Source organism: Chromobacterium sp. ATCC 53434 (assembly GCF_002848345.1).
Classification (GTDB): Bacteria; Pseudomonadota; Gammaproteobacteria; order Burkholderiales; family Chromobacteriaceae; genus Chromobacterium.
The window spans coordinates 413426-432700 of sequence record NZ_CP025429.1; the positions used below are offsets into that span (position 1 = coordinate 413426).

At 68.2% G+C, this 19275-nt stretch carries 13 protein-coding genes; 7 read left to right on the forward strand and 6 right to left on the reverse strand.

Annotation, left to right across the window (positions count from 1 at the left end):
* Positions 1–100: 100 nt before the first annotated feature.
* The 3 genes from CXB49_RS01795 to CXB49_RS01805 are packed head-to-tail and all read right to left on the reverse strand — an operon-like array spanning position 101 to position 1543.
* Entirely contained in the window at positions 101–559 is a 459-nt protein-coding gene (locus tag CXB49_RS01795) for a DUF3592 domain-containing protein (RefSeq protein WP_101706813.1), read from the reverse strand.
* Complete coding sequence (gene ruvX, locus CXB49_RS01800; RefSeq protein ID WP_101706814.1) at positions 559–999, reverse strand: Holliday junction resolvase RuvX; 441 nt, start codon at positions 997–999, stop codon at positions 559–561. The genes CXB49_RS01795 and ruvX overlap by 1 nt, the downstream gene beginning before the upstream one ends.
* Positions 983–1543, reverse strand: a complete 561-nt coding sequence (locus CXB49_RS01805; RefSeq protein ID WP_101706815.1) for a YqgE/AlgH family protein — start codon at positions 1541–1543, stop codon at positions 983–985. The genes ruvX and CXB49_RS01805 overlap by 17 nt, the downstream gene beginning before the upstream one ends.
* Positions 1544–1669: 126 nt before the next feature.
* Between CXB49_RS01805 and smc the strand changes: the two genes are divergently transcribed.
* Entirely contained in the window at positions 1670–5158 is a 3489-nt protein-coding gene (gene smc / locus CXB49_RS01810; RefSeq protein WP_101706816.1) for a chromosome segregation protein SMC, read from the forward strand.
* Between the two features lie 218 nt (positions 5159–5376).
* Complete coding sequence (locus CXB49_RS01815) at positions 5377–6756, forward strand: MFS transporter (RefSeq protein WP_101706817.1); 1380 nt, start codon at positions 5377–5379, stop codon at positions 6754–6756.
* 231 nt (positions 6757–6987) lie between these two features.
* Here the strand turns inward: CXB49_RS01815 and CXB49_RS01820 are convergent, their stop codons facing one another.
* Positions 6988–7455, reverse strand: coding sequence for a MarR family winged helix-turn-helix transcriptional regulator (locus CXB49_RS01820; protein WP_101706818.1), 468 nt, complete (start codon positions 7453–7455; stop codon positions 6988–6990).
* 425 nt (positions 7456–7880) lie between these two features.
* On the opposite strand from CXB49_RS01820, the gene CXB49_RS01825 reads away from it, so the two are divergent.
* The 5 genes from CXB49_RS01825 (at position 7881) to CXB49_RS01845 (ending at position 14522) form a co-directional block, all read left to right on the forward strand.
* Positions 7881–9065 (forward strand): cell division protein ZipA C-terminal FtsZ-binding domain-containing protein, encoded by a 1185-nt coding sequence (locus CXB49_RS01825; protein ID WP_101706819.1) that lies wholly within the window; start codon positions 7881–7883, stop codon positions 9063–9065.
* 61 nt (positions 9066–9126) lie between these two features.
* On the forward strand, positions 9127–11538 hold the full coding sequence (gene ligA, locus CXB49_RS01830; RefSeq protein WP_101706820.1) for an NAD-dependent DNA ligase LigA: 2412 nt from the start codon (positions 9127–9129) through the stop codon (positions 11536–11538).
* 10 nt (positions 11539–11548) lie between these two features.
* On the forward strand, positions 11549–12982 hold the full coding sequence (locus tag CXB49_RS01835; protein ID WP_101706821.1) for a tetratricopeptide repeat protein: 1434 nt from the start codon (positions 11549–11551) through the stop codon (positions 12980–12982).
* Between the two features lie 68 nt (positions 12983–13050).
* On the forward strand, positions 13051–13923 hold the full coding sequence (gene galU, locus CXB49_RS01840) for a UTP--glucose-1-phosphate uridylyltransferase GalU (RefSeq protein WP_101706822.1): 873 nt from the start codon (positions 13051–13053) through the stop codon (positions 13921–13923).
* 56 nt (positions 13924–13979) lie between these two features.
* The gene (locus CXB49_RS01845) at positions 13980–14522 is read left to right on the forward strand and encodes a hypoxanthine-guanine phosphoribosyltransferase (RefSeq protein ID WP_101706823.1); all 543 of its coding nucleotides are present in this window, start codon (positions 13980–13982) and stop codon (positions 14520–14522) included.
* 60 nt (positions 14523–14582) lie between these two features.
* On the opposite strand, the gene CXB49_RS01850 is transcribed toward CXB49_RS01845, so the two are convergent.
* Entirely contained in the window at positions 14583–15728 is a 1146-nt protein-coding gene (locus tag CXB49_RS01850) for a response regulator transcription factor (RefSeq protein ID WP_101706824.1), read from the reverse strand.
* A 39-nt stretch (positions 15729–15767) separates the two neighbouring features.
* Positions 15768–19118, reverse strand: coding sequence for a PAS domain S-box protein (locus CXB49_RS01855; RefSeq protein ID WP_158300585.1), 3351 nt, complete (start codon positions 19116–19118; stop codon positions 15768–15770).
* Positions 19119–19275: the final 157 nt, after the last annotated feature.

Here is a 19275-nt window from a genome sequence, read left to right on the forward strand (position 1 = left end):
CCTCCGGTGAAACTGCCTTCGATAATCAGTATCGGCAGTTTGCCCTCGGGACTCAATAGCGCTTAATAGCTGCTAACAAAACAAGGACTTAGTCTGGGCTTTATCCGCGCAGAAACAGCGCGACGCCGGCGGCGGCGAACAGCAGCATCAGCAGCTGGCCGGCCCGCACGCTCCAGTGCACGCCGGTTTCCAGGCAGGCCTGAGCGGGTTTGGCGGGATGGTAATGGACCTGCACCGCCGAGCCGGCCGGGTAGCGGCCGACGGTGTCGGCGGCCAGCGTCTGGCTGCCGCCGAAGCCGGCGTCGGGAATGCGAACGTTGCCGGCGCGGTAGGTCTGGCCGTTCGCCTGGTAGCGGTAGACGATGTCGGCGCGGTATTCGCGCTGATCGCCGTTGTCGCCGCCGCGGCGCAGCCGCCATTCGACGGCGCTGCGCTCGACGGTGCCGACGGCGACCGGCCAGTCCTGGGCGGCGTTGGCCAACTGCGCCTGGCGCCACAGCCAGCAGAAGCCGGCGACGCTGGCGGAGATCAGCAGCAAGGCGACGAGTCTGGCCGACATCAGACGGCGGTGCCGGGCTGCTCGAACCAGCCGGCCAGAATGGCCTGGGCGGCGACCTGGTCCAGCGCCGGTTTCTGCTTGCGGCCCTTCTTGACGCCGGCTTCCTCCAGCAGCTGCTCGGCGATCACCGAGGTGTAGCGCTCGTCGACCAGCCATACCGGCAGGCCGAAGCGGCCCTTCAGCCGGTTGGCGAAGCGGCGAGACAGCGCGGACAGCTCATGCTCCTCGCCGTCCGGATGCATGGGCAGGCCGACGACCAGCTGGGCGGGCCGCCATTCCGCTATCAGTTTGGCGATGGCGGCGAAGCGCTCGTCGGTGATCGGCGTGTCTATCGTCGCCAGCGGGTGGGGAATGCCGAGCATGGTGTCGCCGACGGCGACGCCGATGCGGCGCTCGCCGAAATCGAAAGCCAGTGCGCAACCTTCAGGCATGGCCGACATCCGACGACAGCAGCGAGGGGTCGAAGCCCAGCAGCGCCATCGCGGCGTCGTAGCGCGCCTCGCACTGCAGTCCGAAGATGATGGCGGGATCGGCCGGCACCGTCAGCCAGCCGTTTTCGGCGATCTCCTTCTCCAGCTGGCCGGCCGACCAGCCGGCATAGCCGAGCGAGATCAGCAGCTTCTCGGGCTTCTTGCCTTCGGACACCGCCACCAGCACGTCCTTGGACGTGGTCAGCGCGATGTCGTCGGTGACCATCAGGCTGGACTGCCAGCTGCCGGCCGGCTGGTGCAGCACGAAGCCGCGGTCCGGCTGCACCGGGCCGCCGAAGTAGACCAGGCCGGTGCGGGTGTCTTCGTCGTCCAGCGGCAGGTCGATCTGATCGAACAGCTGGGCCATCGCGATGCCGGACGGCTTGTTGATGATCAGGCCCATTGCGCCATGTTCGCCGTGCTCGCACAGATAGACCAGCGATTTGGCGAACAGCGGATCGCCCATGCCCGGCATGGCGATCAGGAAGTGATTGCACAGCGATAAGGATTCCATACGGCCATTATGGCACAACTGCCATGCCGGCTGGCTAGGGCATTTTTCCGCCGGAACGCGACGCCACCGCTGCCGGCGGCGGCCTGATAAAATGAACGATTGCCCCCCCTTCGCAGCGAGGATGTTTTGCGCCTGACCCATATCAAGCTTGCCGGCTTCAAGTCCTTCGTCGATCCGACCAGCATCGCGGTGCCGGGCCAACTGGTGGCGGTGATCGGTCCCAACGGCTGCGGCAAGTCCAATGTGATCGACGCCGTGCGTTGGGTATTGGGCGAGTCGTCCGCCAAGCAGCTGCGCGGCGAATCGATGCAGGACGTGATCTTCAACGGCTCGTCCAGCCGCAAGCCGGTGTCGCGGGCCTCGGTGGAGCTGGTGTTCGACAACGCCGACGGCCAGCTGACCGGCCCGTGGGGCCAGTACGCCGAAGTGGCGATCAAGCGGGTGCTGACGCGGCAGGGCGAATCCAGCTACTACATCAACAGCCAGCAGGTCCGGCGGCGCGACATCACCGACCTGTTCCTCGGCACCGGCGTCGGCGCGCGCGGCTACGCGGTGATCGAGCAGGGCATGATCTCGCGCATCATCGAGGCGCGGCCGGAAGAGCTGCGCGCCTATCTGGAAGAGGCGGCCGGCGTGTCCAAGTACAAGGAGCGCCGTCGCGAGACCGAAAATCGCCTGTCCGACACCCGCGCCAATCTGGAGCGCATCGCCGATTTGCGGCAGGAGCTGGAGCGGCAGGTGGAGCGGCTGTCCGAGCAGGCCGAGGTGGCCGCGCAATACCACGACATGCGCGGCGCGCTGAACCACAAGCAGAACCTGCTGGCGCTGGCGCGGCGCGAGGAGGCCGCCCGCAACGAGGCGCACGCCCGCGGCGAGCTGGCGCGCATCGAGACCGAGGAGGCCGCCTTCGAGGCGGCGGTCACCCATCTGGAAACCGAGCAGGAGACGGTGCGCGAGCAGCACTTCGCCGCCAGCGACGGGGTGCACGAGGCGCAGCAGCGGCTGTTCGAGGCCAACGCCCAGCTGGCCAGGCTGGAGGAGGCGCAACGCCATCGCGAACAGAGCCGGCAGCGGCTGGAGCGCGATCTGGCCGCCGCCGGCAGCGAACGCCAGCAATTGGCCGACAGCCGCCGCCAGGCGGAATCGGAACTGGACGACTGGCTGCCCAGGTTGGAAGAGGCGCAGCTGAGGCAGGAAGAGGCGCAGATGGCGCTGGAGGACGGCGCCGACGAGCTGCCGGGCGCCGAGGCGGCCTTCCGCCAGCTGGACCAGCAGCAATCGCAGCTGATCGCGCAGCAGGCCAATCTGACCCGCGAGCGCGATCTGTCGCGGCAGAAGATAGAGCATTGGCAGCGGGGGGCGCAGCAGCTGGACGGCCGCGACGCGGCGCTGACGCGCGAGTTGTCGGACCTGAACCTGCCCGAGCACCAGGCGCTGGAGGCGGCGCAGCAGGAGGCCGCCAAGGCCAAGGCCGCGCTGGACACGGTGCGGGCGCGGCTGGTGGCCGACGAGGCCAAGCAGGCCGACCTGGCCGCCGAACGGGAAAAACTGGATCAGCAGTTGGCCGGCCTGCGCACCGAGATGGCGCGCGCCGAGGCCGAGGCCGCCGCGCTGGCGGCGCTGCTGCAGCGCGAGGCGGCCGGCGAGCAGCTGGCCGGCTGGCTGGAGGCGCACCAGCTGGCCGACGCGCCGCAGCTGTGGCAATCGCTGCGGATGGACGCGCGCTGGCAGACGGCGCTGGAGGCGGTGCTGGGCGAGCGCCTGTCCGCCCGCGCGGCCGGCCTGCCCGGCGCGCAGCCGCCGGCGGCGCTGGCGGTGGTGGACGGCGCGAACCGCGCCGTCGCCGGCTCGCCGCCAAGAAGCTGGCCGACGCTGTTGGCGCAAGCCCGGGCCGACGCCCCGTTCGACGCCGCGCTGGCCGACTGGCTGGCCGGCGTCTATCTGGCCGATACCCTGGACGAGGCGCTGGCCCGCCGCGGCGAGCTGGCCGCCGGCGAATGCTGGCTGACGCCTGAAGGCCACCGCGTCGACGCCGCCAGCGTGCGCTACCACGCCGAGGCCAGCGGCGACGGCCTGATGGCGCGCAAGCTGCTGCTGGACCAGGCCCGCGCCCGCGCCGAGACGCTGGGGCCGGACATCGAGGCCTTGCAGCGAAAGCGCGACGGCCTGCTGAGCATGGGCAATATGCTGGCCGAGGCGGTGCGCGGCCAGAAGGGTTCGCTGACCCGGCTGGAGGCGGAGCTGAACGCGGCGACGCTGGAGCACGTCAAGCTGGACCAGGCGGCGCGTCAGGGCGCGGCGCGCTTGTCGGCGATCGAGGCCGAGCGCGGCCGCATCGCCGAGGAGAGGCGGCACGCGGCCGAAGGCATTGCCGAGGCCGAGCTGATGGGCGAGGAGGCGGCGCTGACGCTGGAGGAGCTGGCCTTGCAGCTGGAAGAGGTCCGCTTGGCGAGGCTGAACGCCGAGACCCGGCTGGAGCTGGCGCGCAACAAGGCGCGCGACGCCGAGCGCGTGCTGCACGAGATCCGGCTGACCCTGCACAGCGCCGAGCAAAAGGTGGCCGAGCTGTCGCGCCGCGGCCGCGAGTTGGCCGACCGCGACGAGCAGTTGCAGGAAAGGCTGGAAACGCTGGCCGGCGAGGCGGAGACGGTGGACGAGGCGGTGCCGGAGGAGGCGCTGCAGCTGTCGCTGGCCGAACGCGAGACGCGAGAGGGCGAGCTGTCCGCCGCGCGCGACCGGCTGAATCAGCTGACCGAACGGATGCGCGAGATCAGCCAGCGCCAGCACGAGGCCAACGCCGCGCTGCCGGCGCTGCGCGAGGCGCGTTCCGACTGGCTGCTGAAGCACCAGGAGGCCAGGCTGGCGATGGAGCGCTTCGCCGAGGAGCTGGCGCAGGCCGGCGCCGACGAGGCGGTTTTGCTGGCCGATCTGAATGAGGGGGTGAAGCCGAACGCGCTGGCGGCCGAGATCGCCCGGCTGGCGCGCGCGCTGGAGGGGCTGGGCGCGGTCAATCTGGCGGCGTTGCAGGAACTGGACGAGGCGAAGCAGCGCGGCGAGTATCTGCAAAGCCAGTCCGACGACCTGAACCAGGCGATGGCGACGCTGGAGGAGGCCATCGCCAAGATAGACGGCGAGACCCGCGACATGCTGCAAGTGACCTACGACGCGGTCAACGCCAAGATGCGCGAATTCTTCCCGACGCTGTTCGGCGGCGGCCGCGCCGAGCTGGTGCTGACCGGAGAGGACCTGCTGAACGCCGGCGTGCAGATCATCGCCCAGCCGCCGGGCAAGAAGAACAGCACCATCCACCTGCTGTCCGGCGGCGAGAAGGCGCTGACGGCGATGAGCCTGGTGTTCTCGCTGTTCTCGCTGAACCCGGCGCCGTTCTGCCTGCTGGACGAGGTGGACGCGCCGCTGGACGACGCCAATACCAGCCGCTTCTGCGACCTGGTCAAGCAGATGTCGGAGCGCACCCAGTTCCTCTATATTTCACACAACCGGCTGACGATGGAAATGGCCGAGCAACTGGTCGGGGTGACGATGCAGGAGCAGGGCGTCAGCCGCATCGTCGCGGTCGACATCGTCGAGGCGCTGAAGATGCGGGAGACGGCCTGAGAGCCTGTGCGCGATCTTTTTCCGGCATCGGCCGTTTTCTGCCGCTTTCGCCTTCAGCCGTTTTCTCCTTGCCTCGCGAGACTTTGAACAGGCTCCGAGTCCGGTCTTGATCCGGAGCAAACCCCGCTGAACGGCGCGATGGCATACTGCGCCGCCGGCCTGTCGGACTGGAGAGGACAGTCCGGCGGCGCCGTTTCGTCATTGTGGAAACTAGAGTCATGACCGTAAGCATCAAGCGCTGGGAGCCGGAAAATCCCATTTTCTGGCTGAGCCGCGGCCGCGGCATCGCCCGGCGCAATCTGTGGCTGTCGATCTTCTCCCTGCACCTGAACTTCAACATCTGGATGATGTGGAGCATGGTGGTGGTCAATCTGCCGGCGGTCGGCTTCCTGATTTCCAGCCAGCAACAGTTTCTGCTGGTGTCGATTCCGCCGCTGGTCGGCGCGCTGATGCGGCTGATCTATTCCTGGATCTGGAGCTGGGTCGGCGGCGGCCTGTGGCTGGGGCTGTCGACGCTGCTGTTGCTGCTGCCGGCCTGGGGCGTCGGCGCGGTGGTGACCGACATTTCGTCGCCGTTCTGGCAATTGCTGTTGGTCGCCGGGCTTTGCGGCATAGGCGGCGGCGCCAGCGCCTCGCATCTGTCCAATACCAGCTTCTTTTTCCCCAGTTCGGAAAAAGGCCTGGCGATGGGGCTGAACGCCGGCTTCGGCAATCTCGGCGCGTCGGTCGCCCAGCTGCTGATTCCGCTGTGCATCCTGTTCCCCTTGTTCGGCGGCTGGGCCGGCGAGCCGCAGGTGTGGGGCCGCGGCGGCGACGTGCATTTCGTCTGGCTGCAGAACGCCGCTTATCTCTGGCTGCCGGCCATCCTGCTGATCGCGCTGGCCTGCCTGTTGTACGCGCACGACCTGCCCAAGCTGCGGATCACGCCGCGCGACCAGCTGGACGCGATGAAGGATGCGCACACCTGGTATATCTGCCTGCTGTACATGGGCAGCTACGGCACCTTCCTCGGTTTCGCCGCCGCCTTCCCGCTATTGGCGCGCAGCATGTTCCCGCTGGTGGACGCCAGCCCCTATCTGTTCGTCGGGCCGATGGTCTGCGCCTTGTCGCGGCCTCTGGGCGGCTGGATGGGCGATCGCGTCGGCGGCGGCATCGCCACCGTCATCAGCAATCTGGCGATGGCCCTGGGCACCGTCGGGGCGTATCTCAGCCTGCCGGCCTCGGGCGACGGCGGTTCGTTCTGGCTGTTTCTGGCGATGTTCCAGCTGATCTTCTTCGCCGCCGGCGTCGGCAACGGTTCGTCCTACCAGCTGGCGCCCAAGGTATTTCTGATCCTGGCCGGGCGCGAGGCGCAACGGCTGGGCACCGACCCGCGGCTGGCCTATCTGCGCGGCGGCAGGCGCGGCGCGTCGGCGATGAATGTCAGCTCAGTGCTGGCGGCTTTCGGCGGCTTCGTCATCCCGAAGGCCTTCGGTTCTTCATTGAACTGGTTCGGCGGCGTGCTGCCGGCGTTCGCGATGTTCTTCGCCTTCTACCTGCTGTGCACGGCGGTGGCATGGTGGCAATACAGCCGGCCGCAGGCGGCGCTGCGCTGTTAGAACCTGTTCACGATCTTTTGGCAGCGGCCGCTTTCTGCCGGATGCAGGGCGCGAAAAGCGGCCCGCCGCAGTGTCATTCACTGCAAGGGGCGTTTGACAAAGCCAGGTTCTTAGCGCCCGGATAAAATTAAGCCCTCCGTTCCGGCGCCAGTCTCGGGGCCGGTACGGAGGGCGGCGGCGCGGCGGGAGCCGCGCCGGCCCGGGCGGCCTGGGCCGCCCGGCGTTACCGGATCACGCCGGCTCGTTCTCCTGCTGCTCCAGCGCCTGGCTGAAGCTTTGGCGCAGGCGGCCCAGCTCGTTGCAGAAGCCGGACAGGTCCTGTTCGCCGAACTGCTGGAAGGCGTTGTGCATGTAATCCAGATGGGCCGGAAACGCTTGATTGAACAACTGCTGGCCATATGGAGTCAAAGCGACGAAGACGCTGCGGCGGTCGTTGGGTTGCATGCTGCGTGTAACGATGCCCTTGTCTTCGAGGCGGTCGAGCACGCCGGTCAGCGTGCCTTTGGTGATCAGCGTGTGATCGGACAGTTCCTTGCAGTTCATTCCCTGACTGTTACCCAGTGTCGTCACCACGTCGAACTGTGGTGGCGTCAGCCCCAGCCGGCGGATATTGTAGCTGGCGAACTGTTCAAAGGCCTGGTAAGTGCGCGACAATTCGCGTACGACAGGCAGGAAACTGGCTTGATCGGATTTTTTCATCGAAAGAGTCCCCGTGCTGTTCTAAGCAGTGTTGTACAGACTAGTACGGCCCTGTAACAGAGTTATCTCCAATTCTGGCACGCGATTGGGATAAATTCGCCTGTCTGAAATGTCATGTTCATCTTGACGAACTTTCCCGGCTCGGCCAGTCCTGATTGCGCCGAATTTCCCGGGCGACGCGCCGTAAACGCTTGGACCGCATGACGTCTGCTTGGCAGGCGGTTTTGTCAAGCGTTTTTGTATTGCCAAATGGTGCGCGGCAGCGGGCTTTCGTTATAATGAGCGTGGAATGCCCGTGCCGGATGCGGGTTGGCCGCTGGCAGACTGCAGCCGGCCGGCGACAGGATAATAGCGGGAAGCCGCCGCATGATATGGCCCTACCGGACAGGGCGGCTTCGATTATTCGCCTTAATGCGGACTGGCTGATGAGCGAATTGCAGATTGGTGTTTTGATATTGGGCGGCGGCGTGATCGCCCTGGTGGTCGGTTTCAACATGTTTCAGGAATGGCGCTTCCGCAAGCGGACGCACCAAGCCTTCGCGCGTCCGCACGGCGACGTGCTGCTGGACGTGCCGAAGAACAACGTCCGCGACGGCATGCGCGCCGACCGGATGGAGCCGGTGTTGCTGGACGACGAGCCGGACGACGCCGACATGGAGCCGTTCGAGCCGCAGTTGCCGGACGAGCCGCCGCCGGCGCGCCCGTCGCAGGACTTCGCCGCGGTCGCGGCGGCCGGCGTCGAGGTGCCGGTGATGGATGACGAGGAGGAGGCCGAGTTGGCGCTGGACTCCGCCGATCACCAGGCGCTGGTGGTGGCGATGCTCGATCCGTCGCTGGATTTCATCGCCGAGGTGCTGTTCCACGAGCCGCACGAGCTGGCGGCGATGCCGCGCTTCAACGTCGGCAAGCGCACGCAGCTGATAGGCCGCACCGAGCGCGGGCTGTGGAAGGTGGCCGAAGCGCTGCCCGGCACCCGCTACAAGCAGATCAACGTCAGCATGCAGATGGTCGATCGTTCCGGCGCGGTCAGCGAACAGGAACTGGCTGCCTTCTGCCAGCAAGTGTCGCGATTCGCCGAGGATCACGACGCCGCGGTCAGCTTCCCGCAGCGTCAGCAGAAGCTGGTGGCGGCGCGCGAACTGGACCGTTTCTGCGCCGACGTCGACGTGCTGATCGGCATCAACATCGTGCCGAAGTCGTCGATAGAGGGCGCGCGTCTGCGCAGCTTCGCCGAGGCCGCCGGCCTGCAGCTGGAGCCGGACGGCGCCTTCCATTACCTGGCCGATTCCGGCAACACCCTGTATTCGCTGGTGGCGGCCGACCAGATGCCGTTCACCTTCCACACGCTGCTGGACAAGTCCTTCCCGGCTCTGACCTTGCTGTTCGATGTGCCGCGCGTCGCCGGCGGGGTCGACGTGTTCGACCGCGCCGTGTACTTCGCCCACCAACTGGCGCAGGAGTTCGACGCCCAGCTGGTCGACGACAACCGCCGCGCGCTGAGCGATGCCGGCCTGGCCCGCATCCGCGACCAGCTGCTGCACATCTACGGCAGCATGGACGACCGCGGCATCGCCCCGGGCAGCGTGGCCGCCTTGCGATTGTTCGCCTGAGCGATAAATTTATGACTACGGGGCCGGCCTTGCCGGCCCTTTTGCCGTTCGAGAGTTTCCGATGACTGCAAACGAACTGCGCGCAGCCGAGCTGCGCGCGCTGCTGAACCGCTACGGCCACGAATACTACGTGCTGGACGCGCCGACGGTGCCAGACGCCGAATACGACCGCTTGTTCCGCGAATTGCAGGCGCTGGAGGAGGCCGATCCCGGACTGGCCGGCGCCGACTCGCCGACCCGCCGCGTCGGCGGCGCGCCGCTGGCCGAATTCGACGGCGTCGTCCACGCGGTGCCGATGCTGTCGCTGGCCAACGCCTTTTCCGACATGCAGCTGGCCGATCCGGCCGAGCGCCACGCCGAGCTGATCCAGTTCGACGAGCGGGTGCGCAAGGGCCTGGACGCGGCCGAGATCGAGTACGCCACCGAGCCGAAGTTCGACGGCCTGGCCATCTCGCTGCTGTACGAGAACGGCGTGCTGAGCCGCGCCGCCACCCGCGGCGACGGCGTGACCGGCGAGCAGGTGACCGAGAACGTCCGCACGATACGCGCGATCCCGCTGCGGCTGGACGGCGCGAACCCGCCGGCCTTGCTGGAGGTGCGCGGCGAGGTGCTGATGCTGAAGCGCGATTTCGAGCGCCTGAACGCCGAGCAGCTCGAGCGCGGCGACAAGACTTTCGCCAATCCGCGCAACGCCGCCGCCGGCAGCCTGCGCCAGCTCGATTCGCGCATCACCGCGCAGCGGCGGCTGTCCTTTTTCGCCTACGCCATCGCCCGCGTCGACGGCGCCGACTGGCCCGCGACCCACGCCGGCGAGATGAGCTGGCTGGCGGCGCTGGGCTTCCCGGTCGTCGATCAGAGCCTGCGGCCGGTGGTGCGCGGCGTCGACGGCCTGGCCGGCTACTACCAGGACGTGCTGGCGCGCCGCGGCGGCCTGCCGTTCGAGATAGACGGCGTGGTGTACAAGGTGAACCGCCGCGACCAGCAGGACGCGCTGGGCTTCGTGTCGCGCGCGCCGCGCTGGGCCATCGCCCACAAATTCCCGGCCGAGGAGGCGCTGACCGTCGTCGAGGCGATCGAGGAGCAGGTGGGCCGCACCGGCGCCATCACGCCGGTGGCGCGGCTGAAGCCGGTCTTCGTCGGCGGCGTCACCGTCACCAACGCGACGCTGCACAATGAGGACGAGGTCAGGCGCAAGGACGTGCGCGTCGGCGACACCGTCGTCGTGCGCCGCGCCGGCGACGTGATTCCCGAGGTGGTGTCGGTGGTGCTGGCGCAGCGGCCGATGAAGCCGGCCGAAGGCGGCGACCTGTTCAGCGCCGGCGAGGAGCCGCAATATCCGGCCTACAGCCTGCCCGCCGCCTGCCCGGTCTGCGGCAGCCATGTGGTGCGTGAAGAAGGCGAAGCCATCGCCCGCTGTTCCGGCGGCCTGTCCTGCCGCGCCCAGCGCAGCCAGGCGATACAGCATTTCGCCGGCCGGCGGATGATGGACATCGACGGCCTGGGCGAGCGCTATATCGACAAGCTGGTCGAGTACGGCTACGTCAAGAGCGTCGCCGACCTGTACCGGCTGAAGCTGGAGGACCTGCTGGAGATGAAGCGCCGCGCCGACGAGGACGAGGGCGTGACACCGGAGACGGTCAAGGCCGGCAAGGTGGCCAGCAAGTGGGCGGAAAACCTGATCGCGGCGATAGACGCCAGCCGCGCCCCGCCGCTGGCGCGGCTCTTGTTCGCGCTGGGCATACGCCACGTCGGCGAATCGACGGCGAAGACGCTGGCCGACTGGCTGGGGACGATGGCGCTGATACGCCGCAGCCCGGCCGCGCTGTTCGCCGCGCTGCCCGATATCGGCGGCGTGGTGGCGGATTCGCTGGCCGATTTCTTCGCCGAGGACAACAATGAAAAGGCGCTGGACGCGCTGCTTGCCGAGCTGAGCCCGGCCGACGAGCGGGCACCGTCGCCGAGGCTGCGCGAGCGGCTGGACGACGCGGCGCTGTTGGCGCGGCTGGCGATTCCGCGGCTGACCGAGGTGCGCAGCCAGCAGCTGGCGGCGCAGCGCAGCCTGTCCTGGCTGGCGGCGAGCGAGCGGCGCGCGCTGCTGGAGCTGGAGCTGCCGGCCGAGGTGATCAACGCGCTGGCCGACTGGCTGGACGATCCGGCGCGGCGGGCGCTGCTGGCGGCGCTGGCGGCCTTGCGGGACGAGTTGCTGGCCGGCCTGTCGGCCGAGTCCGAGGCGGCGGCGAGGCCGCTGGACGGCAAGACGCTGGTGTTGACCGGCACGCTGCCGACGCTGAGCCGCGACCAGGCCAAGGCGCTGATCGAGGCCGCCGGCGGCAAGGTGTCCGGCAGCGTGTCGAAGAAGACGCATTACGTGGTGGCCGGCGAGGAGGCGGGCAGCAAGCTCGTCAAGGCGCAGGAGCTGGGCGTGGCGGTACTGGACGAGGCCGGCCTGCAGTCGCTGCTGGCCGCAAATTGACGGAGGCCGCATGGCGTTGAAGGCAGTGGTGACGGCGGATTTCGATGAAGGCAACCGCCGGGTGGCGGCCGGGGACTGGCAGGGCGCGATCGCGGCGTTCGACCGCTGCCTGGCGGTCAATCCTAAAGACTGGCAGGCGCTGGCCAACCGGGCGGGCGCCCGGCTGCAGGCGGGCGACAGCGCGCGCGCGCTGGACGATTACATGGCGGCGGCGGCGCTGAATCCGGCCTCGGCCAATATCAAGAGCAATCTGGCGGTGCTGCTGAAGGAGCTCGGCGAGCTGGAGCTGGCCGGCAAGCTGCTGGAGGAGGCGCTGGCGGCGGAGCCCGGCCACGCGGACGCCTGGAGCAATCTGGGCGTGGTGCGCCAGCATCAATTGCGCTACCAGGACGCCATCGCCTGCTTCCTGAAGGCGATAGAGCTGGACGGCCTGACGCCGGCCCGCTGCAACAATCTGGGCAATGTCTGCACCAGCGCCTTGCTGCTGGACGACGCCATCGCGGTGCTGCAGGGCGGACTGGGGCTGGCGCCCGACGACGCCAATCTGCAGTTCAGCCTGTCCATCGCGCTGTTGCTGGCCGGCCGCTACGCCGAAGCCTGGCCGCTGTACGAGGCGCGCTGGCGCAGCATACTCGAACCGCGCCATTCCGGCCGTCTCTGGAACGGCGGGCCGCTGGGCAAGCGCGCGCTGCTGTTGTGGGCCGAGCAGGGCCTGGGCGACAGCCTGCAGATGGCGCGCTTCCTGCCGCGCCTCCGCGCCGAGCATCCGGACGCCAGACTGCTGCTGGCCTGCCCGGAACCGTTTCACCGGCTGTTCGCGCAGTTCGACGGCGTCGAGCTGCTGCCGCCGGACGCGGCCCCGGCCCACGATTGCCAGCTGCCGCTGATGTCGCTGCCGGGCGCGCTGGGCGTGACGCTGGACAATCTGCCGTCGACGCCGTACCTGCGGGCGGTGGCGACCCAGACGCCGCCGTTGCCGGATAGCGGACGGTTGAAGGTGGGCGTGGTGTGGGAAAGCGGCCGCTGGGGCGTCGGCATCGCCGACGCCTGGCGCCAGCACAAGTCTGTGCCGCCGGCGCTGTTCGCCGGCATCTGCCGCGTGCCGGGCATCGATTTCGTCGCGCTGCAGCCGGGCGCGCTGCCGGCCGAGCTGCAAGGCCTGGTCGCGCAGCCGGCCATCGCCGATTTCGCCGACACCGCCGCACTGGTGGCGCAGCTGGATCTGGTGATCTGCGTCGACACCGCCATCCTGCATCTGGCCGGCGCGATGGGCAAGCCGGTCTGGGCGCTGCTGCGCGCCGAGAGCGCGCCGTTCTTCCTCGCGGACGCCGACGTCGCGCCGTGGTATCCGTCAGTGCGGCTGTGGCGGCAGGCGCGGCCGGGCGACTGGCCGCCGGTGCTGGTCGACGTGGCCGCGGCGCTGTCGACTCCACAGACATTTTGAGCGCGGGCGAAGAAGGGCTAGAATGCGGCGCTGTCTATATCGCAAAACACTTTTGTGGCAGAACCAAGATGAAGAAGATCACTAAAGCCGTGTTTCCGGTTGCCGGTCTGGGCACCCGTTTTCTGCCGGCCACCAAGGCCAGTCCGAAGGAAATGCTGCCCATCGTCGACAAGCCGCTGATCCAGTACGCGGTGGAGGAGGCGATCGCGGCCGGCATGACCGAGCTGATCTTCATCACCGGCCGCAACAAGCGCTCGATCGAAGACCATTTCGACAAGGCCTACGAGCTGGAGACCGAGCTCGAGTACAAGAACAAGCAGAAGCTGCTGCAACTGGTGCAGGAAATCATTCCGCCCGGCGTCAGCTGCATCTACATCCGCCAGACCGAGGCGCTGGGCCTGGGCCATGCGGTGCTGTGCGCGCGGCCGGTGGTCGGCGACGAGCCGTTCGCGGTGATTCTGGCCGACGATCTGATCGAGGGCGCGCCGGGCGCGATGGAGCAGATGGTGAAGCTGTTCGACGAGACGCACACCTCGGTGCTCGGCGTCGAGACGGTGGCGCCGGAGGAGACCGGCTCCTACGGCATCGTCAAGACGGCCGGCGACGCCCAGGGCCATCAGCGCGTCGAGCACATCGTCGAGAAGCCGAGGCCGGAAGAGGCGCCGTCGAATTTGGCGGTGGTCGGGCGCTATATCCTGACGCCGCGCATCTTCGACAAGTTGGTCAATACCGCGGCCGGCGCCGGCGGCGAAATCCAGCTGACCGACGGCATCGCCGCGCTGATGAAGAGCGAGGCGGTGCTGGCGCTGCCGTTCAACGGCACCCGCTACGACTGCGGCTCCAAGCTCGGTTATTTGAAGGCCACGGTCAACTATGGCCTGAAGCATCACGAGGTGGCGGACGAATTCGCCGCTTTTCTGCGAGAGCTGAAAATCAGCTGACCGTTTTTTCGATCGCGTCGCCGCTGGCGGCGCAACCTGTTCTGCAAGGAGTCATCATGCCTAGTATTTCCGAAGCCCGCGGCCTGATCAACAGCGCCGACGTGCTGTTCACCGCCGAAGAAGTCAGTGCCGCCGTCGACCGCATGGCGGTGGAGATCACCGAGAAGCTGGGCGAGGAATACCCGCTGGTGCTGTCGGTGATGGGCGGCGCGGTGGTGTTCACCGGCCAGCTGCTGCCGCGTCTGGCATTCCCGCTGGACTTCGACTACGTCCACGTATCCCGCTACGGCGACAAGACCCACGGCGGCGAGCTGGTGTGGAAGCAGGCGCCGAAGGAAGACGTGCGCGACCGCGTGGTGCTGGTGCTGGACGACATCCTGGACGAGGGCCATACGATGGCCGCGATCCGCGACAAGGTGATGGCCATGGGCGCCACGGCCTGCTACAGCGGCGTGTTCGCCAACAAGCTGATCAGCAAGGCCAAGCCGCTGAGCGCCGATTTCGTCGGCCTGGACGTGCCGGACCGCTACGTGTTCGGCTACGGCATGGACGTGCGCGGCGCCTGGCGCAATCTGCCGGCGATCTACGCGCTGAAGTAAGCCGCCGCCAGCGCCTATCCGGCCGCGCCAGGGCTTTGCCCGGCGCGGCTTTTTCATGGTTCAGCCGGGCTGGGCCTGCATCAGCTCGCGCAGCCGCTGCAGCGTGTTCTGCAACTGCCGGTCGGTGCCGGTCTGCATCAGGTCCAGATTGCGTATGGTGTTGCCGAACTGGCTGACCGCCTGGTCCAGCTTGTACTCCTGCTCGTCGGTCAGGCCGAAGCCTATCGCCAGCTGCTGGACGTGGGCGCAGAACTCCAGCATCCGCTCGCTGATTTCGGCGTTGGCGCGGGCATGCTGTGATTCCAGCGCCGCCAGCGCCTCGCTCATTTCGCGGACGCTGACACCCAGCACCTGGGTCTGGCGCTGCAGCAGCACCTCGTTGCGTATGTTCTGCAGGCGGCGCTCGGCGGCGTCGGCGATCAGTGCCAGGTGGTCGCGCAGCCGGCCGATGCGGTCCGGATCGTCCTCCGGCATATTGTGCAGCAGCAGCGTCAGGTTCGGGTAGTTGATGCACATGCGGTTGCGGAAGGTGAAAATGCGCTCCATCGCCTGCATATTGTCGAGGACCGAGCTGGCCAGCGGCGAACAAACCTCGCCGTCGGCGTCGAGGTCCAGCACGCTGTAGTCGGGCCGGCGCAGCCGCAGGCTGCCTATCAGGTCGTAGCCGCCGCGTATGCTTTCCAGCACCTGGCGCGCCAGCATGGCCTCGCTGGCGCAGTCCTGGGTGCGGCGCATGAATTCCAGCACGGTGCCGAGCTCGCCGGCATTGGCCATGATGTCGAAGGCCAGCGTGCGGGCGCTGGCGATCTCGGCGCTCAGCTGCTGTTTCTGCCGGCGCGCGCGCTGGGCCAGCTGCACCTTGTAGCGCAGCACCTCGCCGTCTATCGGCTTGTCGAGGAAATCGTCGCAGCCGGCGTCCAGTCCGGTCAGCTTGGCCTCGTTGCCGGTGTTGGACGACAGGAAGACGATCTGCATCTGGCTGTCGGCTGCGCGCAGTTCGCGGCAGACCGAGAAGCCGTCCATGCCGGGCATGATCACGTCGCACAGCGCCATCTCGGGGCCGCCGCCGTCGTTCAGCGCGGCCAGCGCCTCTTCGCCGGACGCGAACAGCCGCAACGGCCAGTCGCCGCCCAGCTCGTCCTGGATGAACATCCGTTGCAGCGGGTCGTCGTCTATCGCCCAGATGGTGAAATCCGCGTTTTCCATTGCTGTCCCCGTGTCCGGCGGCCGCGCGGGCCGCCCCTTTCAATCTATAGCCCGTTCGCCGGCCGGCAGCCCGACCGCCTGGCCTATCTGCCGCAGGGCCAGCCGCAGCCTGCGCTGCACTTCCTGCTGCAGCTCGGCGGCCTCCGGCGCGCCCGGCCGCTCGCAGGCCTGCTCCAGCAGGCTGGCCGCGTCCGCCAGCGACTCGGCGCCGACGGTGCGGGCGCCGCCCTTCAGCGTGTGGGCATGGCGCAGCAGCGTTCCCCAGTCCTGCCGGCCAAGGCAGGTTTCCAGCGCGGCGCCTTCGCGTTGCCAGTGTTCGGCGAAGTGGCGCAGCATCCGGCCATAACGCTCGCGGTTGTCGCGCATCCGGTCCAGCGCGCCGGCGGTGTCGAATTGCGTCAGCGCCGCCAGGCTGAGTCCGTCGTCGTCGGGCGCGTCGGCAGCGGGCGCGACCGTCGCGGCTTCGGCCGGCGGGCACCATCTGGCCAGCGTCTGCCAGAAGGCGTCCAGGTCGATGGGCTTGCTCAGATAGTCGTCCATGCCGGCGTCCAGCGCCTGCCGCCGGTCCTCGGAGCGGGCGCTGGCGGTCATCGCGACGATGGGCAGGCGCTGGCGGCCGGGCAGCGCGCGGATGCGCCGCGTCGCCTCCAGTCCGTCCATCACCGGCATCTGCATGTCCATCAGCACCAGGTCGTAGTCGCGGCCGGCTGCGGCGTCCAGCGCCTGCTGGCCGTCGGCGGCCTCGTCGATGTCGGCGCCGGCCTCGCTCAGCAGCTCGCGGGCGTATTCGCGGTTGAAGGCGTTGTCCTCCACCAACAGCACGCGGCGGCCGCGCAGCGAGATGTCGCCGACCGCCAGCTGGGGAGGCGGACAGTCCTGCTCCTCGGCCCTGGGCAGCGGCAGGTCTATGGTGAAGACCGAACCCTGGCCGACCTGGCTCTCCACCCGGATGACGCCGCGCATCGCCTCCACCAGCTGGCGGCTGATGGCCAGGCCCAGCCCGGTGCCGCCGAAGCGGCGGGTGGTGGAGGCGTCGGCCTGCATGAACTGGTTGAACAGATTGACCTGGGTCTCCTGGTCCATGCCTATGCCGCTGTCGCGGATGATGAAGCGGCAGACGACGGCCTGTTCCGCGTCCTCCAGGAAACCGGCCTCCAGGCCGACGTAGCCGTTTTCGGTGAACTTCACCGCATTGGACAGCAGATTGGTCAGCACCTGCTTCAGCCGCAGCGCGTCGCCGAGGAAGGCGCCGTGAAAGCCGGATGGCCAGTCTGCGCGCAGTTGCAGCCGCTTTTGCTCGGCCAGCGGCTCGATCAGCGACAGCGTCTGGCGGCAGATGTCGTCGAGGCGGAACGGGTGGACGTCCAGCGTGAAGCGGCCCGAGCGGTATTTGGAGAAGTCCAGGATGTCGTTGATGATGCCGAGCAGCGACCTGGCCGCCTCGTGCACCTTCTGCAGGTAGTCGCGCTGCTGCTCGTCGAGTCCGGTGTGCAGCGCCAGGTCGGCGAAGCCGATGATGGCGTTCATCGGCGTGCGGATCTCATGGCTCATATTGGCGATGAACTCGTCCTTCAGCCGGTCGGCGGAATGGGCCTCGTGCAGCGCGCGCTCCAGGTCGTTGGTCCGCTCGGCCACCAGCTGCGACAGCCGCGCCTGCTGGTCGACCAGGAAGGCCTCGGCCTCTTTCTGCAGGCTGATGTCGGACAGGGTGCCGCGCACTCGGCGGGGCTGTCCGGCGGCGTCGCGCTCTATCACCGCGCTCTTGTTCAGCACCCAGCAGTACAGGCCGTTGCGCTTGCGCACCCGGTAGCGGGTTTCGACGAAGGGCGCCTGATCGGCCAGCAGCGCGCGCAGGCCCTGATTGCGCGAGGCCATGTCGTCGGGGTGGATCAGCGCGTTCCACTGGCTGGCGGAGCCGTTGACCGCCTCGGGCAGATAGCCCAATTGGGCCAGCCAGCCGGGGGAGAGCTGCATCGCGCCGCTTTGCACATCGTATTCGAACACGCCCATGCCGGTCGATTCCAGCGCCTCGCGCCAGCTTTGCTCATTGCTCCGCACCGACTCGGACGCCTCGACCTGGGCGCTGATGTCGTGTTGCTCGGCGACGAAGTGGGTCAGTAGGCCGTGGTGGTCGAATATCGGCGTCAGCGCCAGATTGTTCCAGAAGCGGCTGCCGTCCTTGCGCTGATTGCACAGCAGCGCCGACACCGGCACGGCGTTGGCGATCGCGTGGTCCAGCCGGGCCAGCGTGGCCGCGTCGTTGCCGTCGTCGCTCCAGAAGCGCAGGCCGCGGCGGCGGATCTCTTCCTTGTCGTAGCCGCTGATCCGGCAGAGTCCGTCGTTGACGAAGACGGTGGACAGCTGCCGGTCGCGGGCGTCGGCGATCAGGATGCCGGTCGACATCGACTCGATGCCGCGCAGCAGCAGGCGGACCTGCTCGTCGGCCTCGCGCATCCGGGTGATGTCGTTGAAGATCAGCGCCGTGCAATCGCGGTCGGGGCCTTTCTGCTGCAAGGGCACGCTGGCCAGCTTCAGCCAGATCCGCGCGCCGCCGCGGTGCACCGCCAGCACCACGCCGTCGCGCGCCAGCCTGAGGCGGCCGCTCTGCCTCTCCGGCGCGAACGGCGTGCCGTCCTCCAGCGTGCCGTCCTGCCACAGCGTGGCCACGTCGCGCCCCTCCAGCTCGGCCTGCGGTGTGCCGAGTATCCGCGCCGCCGATGGATTGCAGGCCAGCACCCGGCCGGCGCCGTCATGGATCAGCACGCCCTCGTCCAGCGCGTCGACCACCGAACGGTAGCGCTGCTCGCCGGCGCGCAAGGCCATTTCCATCCGCTGTTGCTCGCTGTTGTCGACGATGACGCCGACGAATTGTCGCTGGCCGTTGGCCTGGAACTCGCTGGTCGACAGGTGCAGCGGAAAGATGTCGCCGTTCTTGCGCAGGCCCTGGGCATGGACTTCGAAACGCTCGGCCGGCGGGCCGCCGCGCCGAAGATAGGCGGCGAGATAGTGTTCGTGCCGGCTGTGGTAAGGCTCGGGCATCAGCACCGCGACCGGCTGGTTCTGCAGCTCGGCGGCGGCGTAGCCGAACATCCGCTCGGCGGCATGGTTGAACAGGCTGATGCGGCCGCGGATGTCGATGGTGATGAAGGCTTCGCCGGCGTTGTCGATGATGCTGGACAGATAGGCCTGCTGCTGGCGCAGCAGGCGCAATTGCCGGCGCTGCTGGACGAGATGCGATGACGCCAGGCCGAGCGCGGCCAGGCCGGTGGCCAGCGTCAGCCACAGCCCGGCGGGAGCGGCCGCGGGGAAGGCCAGATGCAGCGCGGGCAGCGCCAGCGCGGGCGGCAGCGCCGCCGGCAGCAACCAGCGATGTAGAAAAGGCTTCAGCAAGACCCACCTCATGACGAACGGGGAAAATGAGTAGCATGCTGATCTAGTTGTAGTACGAGACAGGCCGCAGGAGGAGGGCGGCGGACTTCCCTCTGGGACAGGCCGGGCCTTGGCGCCTGTTCACGATCTGTCGCCGGCGGAAAACGGCGGCTGCAGG

What these genes read in the sequence shown, in the direction of transcription:
- CXB49_RS01795 (WP_101706813.1), bottom strand. Translation starts at nt 559, where the DNA reads ATGTCGGCCAGACTCGTCGCCTTGCTGCTGATCTCCGCCAGCGTCGCC.
- ruvX (WP_101706814.1), bottom strand. Translation starts at nt 999, where the DNA reads ATGTCGGCCATGCCTGAAGGTTGCGCACTGGCTTTCGATTTCGGCGAG.
- CXB49_RS01805 (WP_101706815.1), bottom strand. Translation starts at nt 1,543, where the DNA reads ATGGAATCCTTATCGCTGTGCAATCACTTCCTGATCGCCATGCCGGGC.
- CXB49_RS01815 (WP_101706817.1), top strand. Translation starts at nt 5,377, where the DNA reads ATGACCGTAAGCATCAAGCGCTGGGAGCCGGAAAATCCCATTTTCTGG.
- CXB49_RS01820 (WP_101706818.1), bottom strand. Translation starts at nt 7,455, where the DNA reads ATGAAAAAATCCGATCAAGCCAGTTTCCTGCCTGTCGTACGCGAATTG.
- CXB49_RS01825 (WP_101706819.1), top strand. Translation starts at nt 7,881, where the DNA reads ATGAGCGAATTGCAGATTGGTGTTTTGATATTGGGCGGCGGCGTGATC.
- ligA (WP_101706820.1), top strand. Translation starts at nt 9,127, where the DNA reads ATGACTGCAAACGAACTGCGCGCAGCCGAGCTGCGCGCGCTGCTGAAC.
- CXB49_RS01835 (WP_101706821.1), top strand. Translation starts at nt 11,549, where the DNA reads ATGGCGTTGAAGGCAGTGGTGACGGCGGATTTCGATGAAGGCAACCGC.
- galU (WP_101706822.1), top strand. Translation starts at nt 13,051, where the DNA reads ATGAAGAAGATCACTAAAGCCGTGTTTCCGGTTGCCGGTCTGGGCACC.
- CXB49_RS01845 (WP_101706823.1), top strand. Translation starts at nt 13,980, where the DNA reads ATGCCTAGTATTTCCGAAGCCCGCGGCCTGATCAACAGCGCCGACGTG.
- CXB49_RS01850 (WP_101706824.1), bottom strand. Translation starts at nt 15,728, where the DNA reads ATGGAAAACGCGGATTTCACCATCTGGGCGATAGACGACGACCCGCTG.